Raw genomic sequence first — 14,988 nt, 5'->3', positions numbered from 1 at the left:
CGCAACAAATCAATCGAGCTGGCTGGTGGCCACGACCTTCCAATTGGGGTCGCGCGATTTGGGATTGCGCGAGAAGGTCCATTCATCGGCAATGGTCTGGACCTGATCGGCATTGCCTTCAACCAAATTGCCGTCCTTGTCGCGCGTGGCCGAGACCACCTCGGCATGGAAATCGACCGTGACATTGATGTCCTTCTTGTCGAATTCGGCATCGACAATGGCGATCCGGGGCAGGCCGACAAAGGTGAAGTCCACCTTTTTGCCTTCGGCCTCGCGCTCGGCAATGGCGCGCTGGAAGCTGTCGAAAATGGGCTTGTCGAGCAGGTTCTTGAGGGTCTGGCGATCACCTTCGGCAAAGGCGGTGACGATCATTTCATAGGCTTGCTTGGCGCCTTCAAGGAAGCTCTTGGGGGAGAAGGTCGCGTCCACCGCGACCACGGATTTGAGCCCTGCGGCCAAGTCCGCATTGCCTTCGGCGGCCTGCTCGATTTCGGCCTCGAGTTTCCGGGCCCGGCGTTCGTCATCAAGATCGGGCTGGGCCGCACGGGGGCGCATAGGCACCACGGTCTCCTCGTTTGCCGCGGCCTGTTTCTCGGTCGGGGTGGAGCGAGAACGGTCGATGGGCGGACGCTCATTGCCGGTCCGCGTGCCCAGCACAGAACGCAGCCGGAACAGCACGAAAACGGCGACGGCAATGGCGATGAGTGTCGGCAGATCGAGAAATTCGGCCATGAAGCGGGCACCCTAGATGTGAGGCGTCGAGAAAAAAGTTCGCTGGCGCTCGTTCCGCGCCATATCTGGCCTATATATAGGCAAAGCTTTAGCCCGAAACCAGTTCACGATGGGGCGAGTTGCGATTTTGCCGCGCCCCAAGGTGAACAAAGACCTCGCAAGGAGCCGCATGTGCCCCGCCTGATCGCCCTTTCCGTCCTGGCTCTGCCCTTGTTGGAAATCGCCGTCTTCATCATTGTTGGCCGCGCCATCGGCGTGCTGGCAACCCTGGCGCTGGTCATTCTTGCCGCCATTGCCGGCGGCCTGCTGCTGCGCCAGCAGGGCCTGGGCGTGGTTTCGCGCCTCAGAAACAACGTCAATGCCGGCACCATCCCGGGCCGCACGATGTTCGATGCCATGCTGATCGGTTTGGCGGCCATCCTTCTGGTGCTGCCCGGCTTTCTCAGCGACATCGCAGCCTTGGCCTTGCTGATCCCGCCGGTCCGTGCCTGGCTGTTCGCGACCCTTGCCGGACGCGTCCGCGTGGTCGAGACGACCACCAGTTATCGCCGCTATGACGGACCGGGAAATGGCGACGATAGTGGCACCCGGGCCATCGAGCTCAAGGACGAGGACTGGCGCGAAGGGCGCGACTAGACCGGCGCGCTTGTTCGCGTCAGCCAAAAGTGTTAGCCACACGGCCACAATTGCCTGAACTTGAAGTCAAAAGGGACCAGATAATGGCCGATGAAAACCAGGGCGCGGCGGCGCCGCAGCCCGGCAGCGCGCCCAGCATGAACCTTGTGGGTCAATATATCCGCGACCTTTCCTTCGAAAATCCCGGCGCACCCGGCACGCTTCTGGGCGGCGGCGCCAATCCGGCGTTCAATGTGTCGATCTCGGTCGGCGTCAAAAAGCAGAACGAGGAAATCTACGCCATCGAGCTCACGCTCAATGCCAAGGCCAATCGCGAAGAGACCGTGCTGTTCAATGTGGAACTGGTCTATGGCGGCATTTTCCGCATCAAGAATGTGCCGGAAAACCAGCTTTCGCCGCTCCTGATGATTGAATGCCCGCGGCTGATCTTCCCCTTTGCCCGTCAGGTCCTGGCCAGCGTCACCCAGCAGGGCGGTTTCCCGCCCCTGATGATGGAGCCGGTGGATTTCTCGGCCATTTATCGGCAGAACCTGGCCAAGCTCGCCGCCCAGCAGGGTGGCGCCGCAGGCGCCGAGGCGCCCAAGCCGAACTGATCGCGGCACCAGCTTGGTAAAAAATAAGCCCCGGTCCTGGCCGGGGCTTTATCATTGCGGGGTCATGCAATCTATTCGGCAATGGCGCTTTGATCATATTGCGCCCAGATTGCACTTTCGCCCATTTTCTCGACAAAGGCGGCATGGGCCTCAGCCTCGGCACTGCTGATACGGCCGGGCAGGGGCGTGGGACGGCGGGCCACCGCAATACGCGTCTGAACACTGAAGCTTGTGGCCTCCACTTCGGCAACAAGCGCCAAGCTCACCTGCTTGCCGCCGATCAGTTCGAGATAGACTTCGGCCAGGATCTCGCTATCGAGCAGGGCGCCATGGAGGGTCCGGCGGGAATTGTCGATGCCGTAGTGCTTACACAGCGCATCCAGGCTAACGCGGGCGCCGGGGTGCTTTTGCCGCGCGACCATGACGGTGTCGATCACTTCATTGGTCAGACGCGGCAGGCCGGCCCATTCCATTTCGGCATTGAGAAAACCCATATCGAAGGGCGCATTGTGGATGACCAGCGTTGCATCGCCGATAAAGGCGCGGAAATCCTCAGCCACTGCCTTGAACAGCGGCTTATCGGCCAGAAAGTCGTCGCCCAGCCCGTGCACCCGGAAGGCTTCCTCGGGCATGGAGCGTTCGGGGTTGATATAGACGTGATGGGTCTTGCCGGTGGGAATATGGTTGATCAGCTCGACGCAGCCGATTTCGACCAGCCGGTCCCCGCCCTGCGGGGAGAGGCCAGTGGTTTCGGTGTCGAGCACGATTTCCCTGATCATCGGTCCTGCCGTTCGGTGCGAATTTTCGCTACGATCTCGGCGACCTCAGCCTCGATTGCGGCAATGGGCCGGGTCGTATCGAAGAGCCAGTCGGCCCTGTCCTTCTTTTCGGCCTGCGGCATCTGCCGGGCAAGCAGGCTCTCCATCTTTTCCACGGTCATGCCCGGCCGCGCCATGATCCTCTCTCGCTGGATGGTTTCGTCCACAAAGGTTACTGCAATGGTGTCAAAACCATAATCATGCCCGCTTTCGAATAGCAAAGGCACCTCCACGGCCGCCAGGGCGTGGCCGTCCGCCGCCATCCTATCGAGGAATTGAGCGATAGTCTCACGCACCAGGGGGTGAACCACGGCCTCGAGCTGTTTGAAACCGGTGGGATCGGCGGCCAGGCGCCTGGACAGTTCGGCGCGGTTGACGATGCCGTTTTCCGCGACACCGGGAAAGAGCTGTTCAACCGGAGCGACCGCCTTGCCGGCATAAAGATCGGCAACCGCCTGGTCGGCAGAAAAAACCGGCACGCCGCATTTCTCAAACGCCGCCAGCAGCGTCGATTTGCCGGTGGCGATGGAGCCGGTAATGCCGATTCTGCGCATGGTTCAGGGATCCAGGGTCGCTTCGATGCGCGCCCGCAGGGCCGGCGTCACCCTTGGCTCCACGCCGAACCAGGCGGCGAAGCCGGGTACGGCCTGATGCAGCAGCATGCCCAGTCCATCGACCACCGGCAGGCCGCGCGCTCTCGCATCGGCCAGAAGCGGAGTTTCGAGCGGGCTATAGACGATATCGGTCACCAATGTGCCGGGCCGCAGCACATTGATGTCGAACTGCTCGAAACGAGTACCATGCATGCCCAAAGATGTGGTGTTGACCACAAGACCGGCCTGGGGCGCGAGCTGGTTGATATCGTCCAGCGTGCCGACGGTAAATCCGCCCGATCCAAATTCCTGGGCCAGGCGGTCAGCCGTAGCCCGCGTGCGATTGAGCAGGATCACCGGAATATTGCGGCTTTGCAGCGCCACCAGAATGGCCCGGGCCGCGCCGCCCGCCCCCAGGACCAGAGCGGCATTGAGACTATCGGACCATCCAGGTGCGTTGGCGTCGAGATTACCCAGAAAGCCGAGATAGTCGGTATTGGTGCCGTGCACCTTGCCGTTCCTGACCACCAGGGTATTAACCGCGCCGATCTTGCGCGCCAGGTCGTCGACACTGTCGCAGAGGGCAAAAACAGCCTCCTTGTGGGGAATGGTGACATTGCCGCCGGCAAATGCCCCGCTCCTCAACCGCTCAAAAAAGCCCGGCAAAGCCTCCGGCACCGCGTCGATAGCGTCGTAAGTGCCATCAATGCCGTGCTCGGCCAGCCAGGTCCCATGGATGAGCGGCGAGCGGGAATGGGCGATGGGGTGCCCGATGACGAAGGCCTTAATGGTCAATGCTCAATCCTGGAAATTCAGAAGGTCGGGCGCGATATCGCGCAGGGCCGCCAGAAGGGGAAGCAGGGGGAGGCCGAGAATGGTGAAATAGTCGCCGGTGATGGTCTCAAACAGGCGAATGGACGGCCCTTCGAGCCGATAGCTGCCGACCGAATTGAGCAGGGCCTTCCCTTCGAGCTTCATGATCGAGGTCCGCTCCTCCATCGAGAAATCGCGCATGGTCAGCTCGGCCGTCTGCAGATCGGACCAAAGCAATTGTCCATCCCTGACCAGGGTGACGGCGGCATGCAGGCGATGGGTCTTGCCGCGCAGATGATCGAGCTGGGCGGCCGCGTCATCGGGTGTGGCCGGCTTGTGCAAAAGTTCAAGGCCCAGCGCCAGGGTCTGGTCGGCGCCGATCACCAGATCGCCCGGATGGCTAGCCGACACGGTCTCGGCCTTGAACCTGGCAAGCAACAGGGCAATGTCGCGCGCATCGCCGCCGGCATTGAGAGCGTCCTGCTCGAGCGTGCGTTCATCGAGCGTCGCCGGATGGACGGCAAAGTGCAATCCGGCCTTGTGCAACAAGGCTTTGCGGGTCGAACTGGCGGAAGCAAGAATGAGCATGGGCCAAGTTTTTCCACACTGTCATCCCCAGCTCAAGGACGATCTGTGGCTTGCTCTGACAAGTTTGCCGGCACGCCCGGTTTATTCGACCTCGCTTCGAATTTGTTAACAATTGGTTTCAGCGCTGGCCGATGGGGGGCTGTGAAAAGCAGTGGGGAAAGCGCGATGAGGGCAGCGCGAGATATTCGCAGGCTCATCCACACCCGGAATCGAATCATTGACTCGGCATAGGCCTGTTTAACCTTTCATTAACGAATGGGCTGTCGTTAAGACTTTGGTAAGGTCTGCGGACAATTCACAAGCTGTTAACCATAGGCTGCGCGCAAGTGTCACTTCGGGACGCGATTGTGGGTCCAGAGGAATTCCAGCTAAACACCGCCATAAAGATAAAGAAGCGAAGCAAGAAAGACTCTTTTTAGGGTTTTGGAAGGGATGACTCCATGGCTCCAGTGCCGCACAAACCTCTTCTGGCCACTGTCCTAGGACAGCGCCAGGAGCGTCCCCCGATGTGGATCATGCGCCAGGCAGGTCGCTACCTTCCCGAATATCGGGAGACCCGCACGAAGGCAGCGAACTTTCTCGAGCTCTGCTACACGCCCGAACTCGCGGTCGAGGTGACGCTACAGCCGTTGCGGCGCTTCGACCTCGATGCGGCAATCCTGTTTTCCGATATTCTGGTCATTCCCGATGCGCTGGGCCAAAGCGTGCGTTTCGCGACGGGGGAGGGGCCCCTGCTCGAGCCGCTGGACGAGAAGGCCATCGATCGGCTGGATGGAGCACGGGCCTTGGAGCATCTGGCTCCGGTTTTTGAAACGCTGCGGCGCCTGCGCGCCGCGCTGCCGCCCGAAAAAACCCTGATTGGCTTTTGCGGCGCGCCCTGGACCGTGGCCACCTATATGCTGGGTGGACGCGGTTCGGCCGATCAATGGACCGCCCGGCGGTTTGCGCTGGAACATCCCAAGGCTTTCGACAGGCTTATCGATGTGCTGGTGAAAACGTCCATCGATTACCTCGCGGCCCAATTCGAGGCCGGCGCCGATGTGGTGCAGCTTTTCGAAAGCTGGGCGCTCAATCTGGACGATACCAGTTTTGCCCGGCAGGTGATCGAGCCCAATCGCCGTATCGTTGAGGGCCTGCGCCAGCGTGTGCCCAATGCGCCGGTGATCGGTTTTCCCCGCGGCGCGGCGGGTAATCTCCGGCACTTTGCCGAGACCACCGGCGTCAATGCACTGGGCATCGATTTTTCGACACCCATCGATTTCGTCAATGCCCATCTGCCCCCGGACCTGCCGGTGCAGGGCAATCTTGATCCATTGCGGCTGGTCGTGGGGGGTGAGGCGATGGAAAGCCAGGCCCGCGCCATTCTTTCAGCCTTCAAGAATCGCCCGCATATCTTCAATCTGGGTCACGGGATCGTACCCGAAACCCCGATCGGGCATGTCGAGCGGCTGATCGAGATCGTCAAGGCGGAATGATGCCCGCTGGATGGTCCAGCCCGGATTTATAGAGGAATTGCCATGTATGAATGGGTCAGGGCGCTGCATGTCATTTCGGTCATCGCCTGGATGGCCGGGATGATGTATCTGCCCCGGCTTTTCGTCTATCACGCCGAAAGTGCGGTCGGCTCGGAGAAATCGGAAACCTTCAAGATCATGGAGCGCCGGCTCTATCGCGGCATTATCACGCCAGCGATGATCGCGACCTGGATTTTCGGGCTCTGGCTGGCCTTCGGCCTCGGCATTGTCGATTTTTCGCAGGGCTGGATGTGGCTTAAAGCCGTGATGGTCATCGCGCTCAGTGGCGTGCATGGCTGGTATGGATCGATGCTGCGGGCCTTCCAGCAGGACCGCAACATGCGGCCGCATACATTCTACCGGGCCATTAACGAGATCCCGTTTGTCATGGCGATCGTCATCGTCATTGCGGTGATCGTGAAGCCGTTTTGATGGTTCGGCTTGTTCTGGTGCCCCGCCATTCTAGCGTAGCTCTCATGGCCTTCGGTGCTAAAATCGGTCCACCGGGCCGACTTTGCTGCGCAGCAGCTACGCCGAAGTTTCACGTGAATCGGTTTTCGGAATTTGCTTTCAACTTGAAACAGTGAACGGATCACGCTACATGGGGGCAAGGCATCCCCTCTATGCGCGACCACCCCGGTTGCTGCGCGGTGCCGAACTTCCCCATCATTCGACTGATCAGTCTTATCGATATCCCTCAAGGGCCCATCGCATACATGCAGAATATCAAGCTCAGTGAGCTCAAGGCCAAATCCCCGGCTGAACTCTTGGCGTTTGCCGAGGAACTCGAGGTCGAAAACGCGTCGACCATGCGCAAGCAGGAGTTGATGTTCGCCATTCTCAAGGAATTGGCCGCCCAGGACATTAACATCGTTGGCGAAGGCGTGGTCGAGGTGCTCCCCGACGGTTTCGGCTTCCTGCGCTCGCCCGATGCGAACTATCTTCCCGGACCTGACGACATCTATGTCAGTCCCAGCCAGATTCGCCGCTTCGGCCTCAGGACTGGCGATACGGTTGAGGGCGAAATCCGCTCTCCCAAGGAAGGCGAACGCTATTTCGCGCTTCTCAAAGTTTCGACCATCAATTTCGAAGACCCCGAGGCGGTTCGCCACAAGGTCAATTTCGACAATCTCACCCCGCTTTATCCCGAAGAGAGGCTCCGCATGGAGCTTCCTGATCCTACGGTCAAGGATCGCTCGGCGCGCCTGCTCGATCTGGTCGCTCCGCTGGGCAAGGGACAGCGCGCACTGATTGTTGCGCCTCCGCGCACCGGTAAGACCGTGTTGTTGCAGAATATTGCACAATCGATCGCCACCAATCATCCCGAATGCTATCTCATCGTTCTGCTGATCGATGAGCGCCCCGAAGAAGTGACCGACATGCAGCGCTCCGTGCGCGGCGAAGTCATTTCCTCGACTTTTGACGAACCGGCCTCGCGTCACGTCCAGGTCGCCGAAATGGTGATCGAAAAGGCCAAACGCCTGGTCGAACACAAGCGCGACGTCGTCATCCTTCTCGATTCCATCACGCGTCTCGGCCGCGCCTATAACACCGTGGTTCCCAGCTCCGGCAAGGTCCTTACCGGCGGTGTTGATGCCAATGCCCTGCAGCGTCCCAAGCGCTTTTTCGGCGCTGCCCGCAATATCGAGGATGGCGGTTCGCTGACCATTATTTCGACCGCGCTGATCGATACTGGTTCGCGCATGGACGAAGTGATCTTTGAAGAATTCAAGGGCACGGGTAACTCGGAAATCGTCCTTGACCGCAAGGTCGCCGACAAGCGCGTCTTCCCAGCCATTGACATCAACAAGTCGGGTACCCGTAAGGAAGAATTGCTCGTCGAATCCGATATCCTGCGCAAGATGTACGTCTTGCGCCGTATCCTCAATCCGATGGGGACGATCGATGCGATGGAGTTCCTCACCGACAAGGTACGTCAGACCAAGACGAACTCTGATTTCTTCGATTCGATGAATACCTAAATCCGGGCAGGGCGGGAGCCGATCATGCAGGCGGGCGACACGATCATGGCGCTCTCCTCCGGCTCCCTGCCGGCAGGTGTGGCCGTTATCAGGCTCTCAGGCCCATTGGTGCAACCGGCGCTTCAGCAGCTTGCCGGGGTCGTTCCGAAACCCCGGCAGATGAGCCTGCGCCATATTGGCCGCAACAAACGGCTCGACCAGGGGCTGGTCGTCTTTTTTCCAGGACCCAACAGCTTTACCGGCGAGGACTGCGCCGAGCTCCATGTGCATGGCTCGCCGGCTGGGGTGAAGGCCATTCTGGCCGAGTTGCGGAACCAGGGTCTAAGACTGGCCGAAGCCGGGGAATTCACCCGTCGCGCTTTTGAAAATGGCAAGCTGGACCTGGTCGAAATCGAAGGGTTGGGCGATCTTCTAGGGGCTGAGACGGAAAAGCAGCGGCAGCAGGCGCTGGCACGCTATGACGGCCGCCTGACGCAGGAAATTGATCATTGGCGCGATATCCTGCTCGATCTGCGCGCTGAGATCGAAGCGCGACTTGATTTTTCCGATGAGGGCGATGTTGCCCAGGACTTGCCGCAAAGCTGGCAGGTGCAAATGGCCGAACTCGAGCTCGCCATTGCCACGGCGCTGGCCTCTGTTGAATCCGGACGTATCGTGCGTGAGGGCATTCGCGTCGCCCTGGCCGGACCACCCAATGCCGGCAAGTCCAGTCTGATCAACGCGCTTTCCCGCTCTGACATTGCCATCGTCTCGGACGAGGCGGGCACGACCCGCGATGTGCGCGAAGTGCCGCTCGATATTGGCGGACAATTGTTCATCCTTCTGGATCTCGCCGGCCTGCGCGACACCGACAGCCGGGCCGAGGCAGAGGGCGTGCGCCGTGCACAAAAGGCCATAAATGAGGCCGACATCGTGCTCTGGCTTCGGGCCGCGGACATTGACGATGACACAAGGCCGGAGACAAAGGGGCGGCTCCTGACTATCGGCACCAAAGCCGATCTCGGCTCGGCCACAGAATGCGATTTGCTGGTGTCCAGCGAAACGGGGCAGGGCCTCTCGGCGCTCGTTGCGCGATTGGCCGAGCTTGGTGCGGATATGGCAGGCGGCGAGCCGGCGCTTGTCAGCCACGCACGGGATAGCGCCGCGCTGACGGCGGCGCTTGATGCTTTGGCCGAATGCCGCAACCAGCTGGGCAATTGGGAATTGGCAGCCGAAAGCCTGAGACGCGCATCGGCGGCGCTTGAACGGTTGATCGGCCGGCTGGATGCGGAGAGGGTGCTGGACCGGCTTTTTGCCAGTTTCTGCATCGGCAAATGATTCACGTGAAACATTCTTATTGCCGCGGTGGCGGCATCGACAATTGATTCACGTGAAACATTGGCTTATGTCAGACGCCTCGGAGAAATTGCCATGACTGATTATGCCGTCATCGTCGTCGGCGGGGGCCATGCCGGCTCGGAGGCCGCGGCCGCGTCAGCGCGTCTGGGTGTCCCAACGGCCCTGATCACCCACCGCTTCGCAACCATTGGTGAAATGAGCTGCAACCCGGCGATTGGCGGTTTGGGCAAAGGCCATCTCGTGCGCGAAATCGACGCGCTCGATGGGTTGATGGGTCGCGTCGCCGATCAGGCCGGCATCCAATTTCGGGTGTTGAACCGCCGCAAGGGACCAGCCGTTCGGGGTCCTCGGGCCCAGGCCGACCGCAAGCTTTACCGTCAGGCCATGCAGGCGGCGATCAGCGCGCAACCCAATCTCGACGTGATCGAAGGCGAGGTCGACGATATCGAGGTTACCGCCGGGGCGATTACCGGCGTTCGCTTGCTGGACGGTCGCTGCTATGGCGCCAAGGCGGTGGTGCTGACAACGGGCACCTTCCTGCGGGGGCTTATTCACCGCGGCGAAGAGACTGTGCCGGCCGGCCGGGTCGGCGAGAAGCCGGTTCTCGGCTTGTCGACGCGACTGGAAGGTCTGGGGCTACAACTTGGGCGGCTTAAGACAGGTACGCCAGCACGGCTTGATGGTCGGACCATCAACTATGCCGTTCTTGAGGAACAACCCGGCGACAATCCACCGGAGGCATTTTCGGCGCTGACATCGGCCATAACCACACCGCAGATTTCGTGCCACATCACACGCACGACGCAGGAAACCCATCGCATTATCGAGGACAATCTGCATCGTTCCGCCATGTATTCGGGACGCATCCAGTCGCGCGGCCCGCGCTATTGCCCCTCCATTGAGGACAAGGTGGTGCGTTTTGCCGATCGTGATAGCCACCAGATTTTCCTTGAACCTGAAGGGTTGGACGATCCCACGGTCTATCCGAACGGCTTGTCGACCTCGCTCCCGGCCGATGTGCAGGAAGCGTTTCTGCGCTCCATGCCGGGGCTCGAAAATGTGGTCATTATTCGCCCAGGTTATGCGATCGAATATGACTATGTCGATCCCCGCGAATTGCGACCTACATTGGAAGTCAAGAAGCAACCCGGCCTCTATCTGGCGGGCCAGATCAACGGCACCACGGGTTATGAGGAAGCGGGCGCCCAAGGCCTGCTTGCTGGGGCGAATGCCGCCCTGAGTGCAAAGGGCGCCGACCCGCTTATTCTGTCACGGACTGAAAGCTATCTCGGCGTCATGGTCGATGATCTGGTGACGCGCGGTGTCACCGAGCCCTATCGCATGTTCACTTCTCGGGCGGAATTTCGTCTGCATTTGCGGGCCGACAATGCCGATCAGCGGTTGACGCCGTTGGGCCTGGCACGCAGCCTGGTGGGCGTGGAGCGTCGCGATGTCTTTGCGGCGCGGGCGTCGTCCTTGTCCGAAACCCGCAAATTGCTCGATCAACTGTCCGCCTCGCCCAGTGAAGCCCGCAAGGCTGGCCTGGCTGTGAATGAAGATGGCAAGCGGCGGTCGGCTTTCGACCTGCTTTCCTACCCCGATCTTTCCGCGCATGACCTGCTTCCGCTGTGGCCGCAATTGGCCGATATCGATGGTGACATTCTCGAGCAGGTCGCGATCGACGCGCAATATGCCGTCTATCTCGATCGGCAAAAGGCCGATATCGAGGCCGTGCGCCGGGATGAGCAAAGGGCCATCCCGGACGGGCTGGACTATATGACGATACCTGGCCTGTCGATGGAATTGCGGCACAAGCTGGCCAATGCCCGGCCTCAGACTATTGCCCAGGCTCAGGCGATGGATGGCATGACGCCGGCTGCCATCACCTTGCTCCTGGCCGTTATTCGTCGCGGCCAATTGGCCAAGGCGAGCTGATGGCCGACTATAGCGCGATAGCGCCCTATACCGCCGCTTTCTCCAGGCCGCTGGACGAGGTCGGACGCGATCTGGAATCCTATGCCAAACTGCTGGCTAAATGGCAGGGTGTGCAGAATCTGGTTTCACGTGAAACATTGAGTGCGGTCTGGACCCGCCATTTTGCCGACAGTCTGCAGGTTTTAACGCTGACCGGGGCGGAGGATCGGCTATTTCTGGATCTGGGAAGTGGCGGCGGTTTCCCGGCACTGCCGCTGGCAATCGGCAGCAAGGGCACGGATCGGCGTTTCGTTCTGGTGGAGCCAACGGCGCGCAAGGTCAGCTTCCTGCGCACCGTCGCCCGCGAACTGGCGCTTGATGTCACGGTTATCGGCCGGCGCAGCGACGAAATTGATTCACGTGAAACAGGCTTTCCCGATGTCATCACGTCCCGGGCCTTGGCTGCCATGCCGCAATTATGTGAGTGGATGGCGCCTTTCTTTGGACCGAAAACCCGCGCCTTGCTGCATAAGGGGCGGGAACATGTTGAAGAGCTAACGGAATCGGGTGCGCAATGGCACCATGACGTGCTAATAAGCAAAAGCGATACCGATCCGAGCGGCGTGATCGTTGAGATTATGAATCTACGCCGAAAAACAATGCGTTAGCGGCAGACGGAGGCCAATTTGGCACCCCGGATTTTGACTTTGGCCAATCAGAAGGGCGGCGTCGGCAAGACGACGACGGCAATCAATCTGGCGACCGCCCTGGCCGCCATTGGTGAACGCGTCCTGATTGTTGATCTGGACCCGCAGGGCAATGCGTCCACGGGCTTGGGCATCTCCCGCACGGATCGGGCCCTCTCCGCCTATGATGTGCTGGTAGGAGAAGCCAGCGTGCCGCAGGCAGCGATCATGACCAGCGTGCCCAATGTGGCCATCGTGCCTTCGACCATGGATTTGCTGGGGGTGGAGCTCACCATTGCCGACCAGGCTGATCGTGCCTTCAAATTGCGCAATGCTTTCAAGCATTTGGATGACCTGCGCATCAATGATCAATCGATCAGCTATATCCTGATCGATTGTCCGCCCTCGCTGAACCTGCTTACCGTCAATTCGCTGGTGGCGGCCGACGCAGTGCTTGTGCCGCTGCAGTGCGAGTTCTTCGCGCTTGAGGGGCTGAGCCAACTTCTGCAGACCATCGAGCAGATCCGCTCGACGCTGAACCCACGGCTGTCGATCCAGGGCGTGGTGATGACCATGTTCGACAAGCGCAACAATCTCAGCGAACAGGTTCTAAACGATGTGCGCAGCGAAATGGGCGAGCTGGTTTATGAGACGGTGATCCCCCGCAATGTGCGGCTGAGCGAGGCCCCGTCTTATGGCAAGCCGGCGCTGCTCTATGATCTCAAATGTGCCGGAAGCCAAGCCTATCTGCGCCTGGCGACCGAAGTTATCCGCCGCGAGCGGCGGCTGAACGCTGCCTAGGAGCTTACCATGACCGACAAACCAACGCGCTTGGGCCGGGGCCTTGCCGCCCTGATTGGCGATATGGCGGCCATGGAGGGGGCGCGGGTCACCGAATCGGCCGGGGGCAGCAAACGGTTGCCGGTGGATTTCATCATTGCCAACCGCGCTAATCCCCGACGCACATTCGATGCCGAGCAATTGGAGGAATTGACCAATTCCATCCGGGAGAAGGGTGTGATGTCGCCCCTTCTGGTGCGGCCGACCGATGATCCCAATATATTCGAGCTGATTGCTGGCGAGCGCCGCTGGCGGGCGGCGCAAAAGGCCGGTCTGCATGATGTTCCCGTCATCGTTCGCGAGGTCGATGACAAGGAAGCGCTGGAGCTGGCCATTATCGAGAATGTGCAGCGCGCCGATCTCAATCCGCTCGAAGAGGCGCTGGGCTATGGCCAGCTCATCGAGCAATTCGATTATACGCAACAGGATCTGGCGCAGGTGATCGGCAAGTCCCGCTCGCATGTCGCCAATACTTTGCGGCTGCTGCGCTTGCCGGAGGATGTGCGGGGCATGGTGGCTAGCGGCACGCTGACGGCCGGGCATGCCCGGACTTTGATCACAGTCGAGGACCCTGCCACTCTGGCGCGCCAGATCGTCGACAAAGGCCTTTCGGTGCGTGAGGCCGAGGCGCTTAGCCAGCAACGTGACCTGCCCAAGCGCAAGCCGGTGGCCGAGCCAGCGCAACGTGACGCCGACACGCTGGCGCTAGAGCGGCGCCTCGCTGACGCATTGGGCCTCAGTGTGGCGCTCAATCACTCTGAACGGGGTGGTAAGGTCGAAATTCGCTACAAAACGCTCGAGCAGCTCGACGACATCTGCTTGCGCCTGACTGGCCGAACCAATTAAGGCGCTGAATTTAAAGCTGTTCCACGTGAAACCGCCCATATAGGGCGGTTTTTTGCGTCAGTGCCGAGGCGATCAATGCGTAGCGGCCATCATGCACAGCGCCAGGGTGGTGCGGCGTAAAACCGCCTCGGCCAGGGCCGGGCGCCGGCGCGAGTCGGACACGCCCTGCAAGAGCCGCTCGCTGGCCTGCGCCAGGGCCGGATCGGTCCAGAGGCGCAATTGCTGCTCCAGGGCGCCCATGCGCGAGAAATGCGGCTTGGGGCGCTGCCCGTCCAGCACGGCGCGCGCGCTCTTTCCGGCATCCACCTCGGTGCGCCAGCGCCGGAGATTGGCAAAGTGATTGGTCAGCATGGCCAGGAGCTGCTGCGGATTGACATTGGCTGCCAGGGCCCGGTTGAGGGCCAGTTCAAGCCGTTCCGCGTGGCCGCCGCCCGTGGCGTCGAGAATGGCGTCAATGGCCAGGGCGCCATTGTCGGCACAGAGCAGCAAGACGTCCTCGCGGGTCAGGGCCTTGCTCGCGGCGGCGTAAAGCGTGAGCTTTTCAAGCTCGCGCCGGGTCACTTCGCGGTCATTGCCCAGAATTTCGCGCAATGTGGGCACGACGTCGCTGTCCGCCTTGATGCCGGCCTGGTTGAAGGTCTCGCGCATCAGCGCCATCAGGGTTTCGTCCGAATCCGGATAGCAGGGCAAAGCGCGGCCAAGCTTGGCGGCTTCCACCAGCGAGCGCAGGGCATCGCGCGGCGTCAGATTATCTGCCTCGAGGACGATAGCGGTGCCGCCCGGATCGTCGCGCAGTTCGGTCAGCGGCATGACCAGCGCCTTGGTGGCATTGCGCACGCGGATGATGCGTTTACCGCCGAAGAGCGAGACGGAGCGCGCTTCGAGAACCAATTGCGACGGGTCGGACGCCAGTTCCGGCCCATCGAAGATCGTCACATTGGCGGATGCGGGATCGTCGCCGCTGAGAAAGCGGATGAGGCGCTGAGCGGTCTCGCGGACGAGGCCACCATCGGGCCCATAGGCGAGGAAAATCCCCTCGCTGAGATCGGGGCGCGCTGAAAAGCGCGCCACTTCATGGGCCTTGAGCGCCGTCAT

Annotated in this window: 16 protein-coding genes; 10 read left to right on the top strand and 6 right to left on the bottom strand. The window is 60.8% G+C overall.

Annotation, left to right across the window (positions count from 1 at the left end; all coding sequences use genetic code 11):
• Nucleotides 1–9: 9 nt before the first annotated feature.
• Nucleotides 10–732 (bottom strand): Tim44/TimA family putative adaptor protein, encoded by a 723-nt coding sequence (locus tag V8Z65_RS17670; RefSeq protein ID WP_338721467.1) that lies wholly within the window; start codon nucleotides 730–732, stop codon nucleotides 10–12.
• 171 nt (nucleotides 733–903) lie between these two features.
• Between V8Z65_RS17670 and V8Z65_RS17665 the strand changes: the two genes are divergently transcribed.
• Both V8Z65_RS17665 and secB read left to right on the top strand, forming a co-directional pair.
• A complete protein-coding gene (locus tag V8Z65_RS17665) occupies nucleotides 904–1,368 on the top strand; it encodes an FxsA family protein (protein WP_338721466.1) in 465 nt (154 codons plus the stop codon).
• A gap of 83 nt (nucleotides 1,369–1,451) precedes the next feature.
• Nucleotides 1,452–1,961, top strand: a complete 510-nt coding sequence (gene secB / locus V8Z65_RS17660) for a protein-export chaperone SecB (RefSeq protein WP_338721464.1) — start codon at nucleotides 1,452–1,454, stop codon at nucleotides 1,959–1,961.
• A 71-nt stretch (nucleotides 1,962–2,032) separates the two neighbouring features.
• Here secB and dnaQ read toward each other — a convergent pair whose 3' ends face one another.
• From dnaQ to V8Z65_RS17640, 4 genes are read right to left on the bottom strand one after another with little or no spacing between them, the layout of a single operon-like run.
• The gene (dnaQ, locus tag V8Z65_RS17655) at nucleotides 2,033–2,737 is read right to left on the bottom strand and encodes a DNA polymerase III subunit epsilon (RefSeq protein WP_338724069.1); all 705 of its coding nucleotides are present in this window, start codon (nucleotides 2,735–2,737) and stop codon (nucleotides 2,033–2,035) included.
• The gene (gene coaE, locus V8Z65_RS17650; RefSeq protein ID WP_338721462.1) at nucleotides 2,737–3,333 is read right to left on the bottom strand and encodes a dephospho-CoA kinase; all 597 of its coding nucleotides are present in this window, start codon (nucleotides 3,331–3,333) and stop codon (nucleotides 2,737–2,739) included. Before coaE ends, dnaQ begins: the two co-directional genes overlap by 1 nt.
• 3 nt (nucleotides 3,334–3,336) lie before the next feature.
• A complete protein-coding gene (locus V8Z65_RS17645) occupies nucleotides 3,337–4,167 on the bottom strand; it encodes a shikimate dehydrogenase (protein WP_338721461.1) in 831 nt (276 codons plus the stop codon).
• Between the two features lie 3 nt (nucleotides 4,168–4,170).
• Nucleotides 4,171–4,773, bottom strand: coding sequence for a Maf family protein (locus V8Z65_RS17640; protein WP_338721460.1), 603 nt, complete (start codon nucleotides 4,771–4,773; stop codon nucleotides 4,171–4,173).
• A gap of 440 nt (nucleotides 4,774–5,213) precedes the next feature.
• Between V8Z65_RS17640 and hemE the strand changes: the two genes are divergently transcribed.
• The 8 genes from hemE (at nucleotide 5,214) to V8Z65_RS17600 (ending at nucleotide 13,893) form a co-directional block, all read left to right on the top strand.
• Nucleotides 5,214–6,248 carry a uroporphyrinogen decarboxylase gene (hemE, locus tag V8Z65_RS17635; protein WP_338721459.1) on the top strand — a complete coding sequence of 345 codons (1,035 nt, stop codon included), beginning with the start codon at nucleotides 5,214–5,216 and terminating at the stop codon, nucleotides 6,246–6,248.
• 42 nt (nucleotides 6,249–6,290) lie between these two features.
• Complete coding sequence (gene hemJ, locus V8Z65_RS17630; RefSeq protein ID WP_338721458.1) at nucleotides 6,291–6,719, top strand: protoporphyrinogen oxidase HemJ; 429 nt, start codon at nucleotides 6,291–6,293, stop codon at nucleotides 6,717–6,719.
• Between the two features lie 284 nt (nucleotides 6,720–7,003).
• On the top strand, nucleotides 7,004–8,269 hold the full coding sequence (gene rho / locus V8Z65_RS17625; protein ID WP_297111355.1) for a transcription termination factor Rho: 1,266 nt from the start codon (nucleotides 7,004–7,006) through the stop codon (nucleotides 8,267–8,269).
• A 24-nt stretch (nucleotides 8,270–8,293) separates the two neighbouring features.
• Nucleotides 8,294–9,586 carry a tRNA uridine-5-carboxymethylaminomethyl(34) synthesis GTPase MnmE gene (gene mnmE, locus V8Z65_RS17620; RefSeq protein WP_338721456.1) on the top strand — a complete coding sequence of 431 codons (1,293 nt, stop codon included), beginning with the start codon at nucleotides 8,294–8,296 and terminating at the stop codon, nucleotides 9,584–9,586.
• A 93-nt stretch (nucleotides 9,587–9,679) separates the two neighbouring features.
• The gene (gene mnmG, locus V8Z65_RS17615; RefSeq protein ID WP_338721455.1) at nucleotides 9,680–11,542 is read left to right on the top strand and encodes a tRNA uridine-5-carboxymethylaminomethyl(34) synthesis enzyme MnmG; all 1,863 of its coding nucleotides are present in this window, start codon (nucleotides 9,680–9,682) and stop codon (nucleotides 11,540–11,542) included.
• Nucleotides 11,542–12,189, top strand: coding sequence for a 16S rRNA (guanine(527)-N(7))-methyltransferase RsmG (rsmG, locus tag V8Z65_RS17610; protein ID WP_338721454.1), 648 nt, complete (start codon nucleotides 11,542–11,544; stop codon nucleotides 12,187–12,189). The genes mnmG and rsmG overlap by 1 nt, the downstream gene beginning before the upstream one ends.
• An 18-nt stretch (nucleotides 12,190–12,207) precedes the next feature.
• Nucleotides 12,208–13,008 carry a ParA family protein gene (locus V8Z65_RS17605; RefSeq protein ID WP_338721453.1) on the top strand — a complete coding sequence of 267 codons (801 nt, stop codon included), beginning with the start codon at nucleotides 12,208–12,210 and terminating at the stop codon, nucleotides 13,006–13,008.
• A gap of 9 nt (nucleotides 13,009–13,017) precedes the next feature.
• Nucleotides 13,018–13,893: a ParB/RepB/Spo0J family partition protein gene (locus tag V8Z65_RS17600; RefSeq protein ID WP_338721452.1), complete on the top strand. Its 876-nt coding sequence runs from the start codon at nucleotides 13,018–13,020 to the stop codon at nucleotides 13,891–13,893.
• Between the two features lie 72 nt (nucleotides 13,894–13,965).
• Here V8Z65_RS17600 and holA read toward each other — a convergent pair whose 3' ends face one another.
• Nucleotides 13,966–14,988, bottom strand: a complete 1,023-nt coding sequence (gene holA / locus V8Z65_RS17595) for a DNA polymerase III subunit delta (protein WP_338721450.1) — start codon at nucleotides 14,986–14,988, stop codon at nucleotides 13,966–13,968.

The sequence above is a fragment of the Devosia sp. XK-2 genome, from assembly GCF_037113415.1.
Classification (GTDB): domain Bacteria; phylum Pseudomonadota; class Alphaproteobacteria; order Rhizobiales; family Devosiaceae; genus Devosia.
The sequence above is the reverse complement of the archived record's forward strand: the minus strand, read 5'-3'. Positions and strand labels throughout refer to the sequence as shown.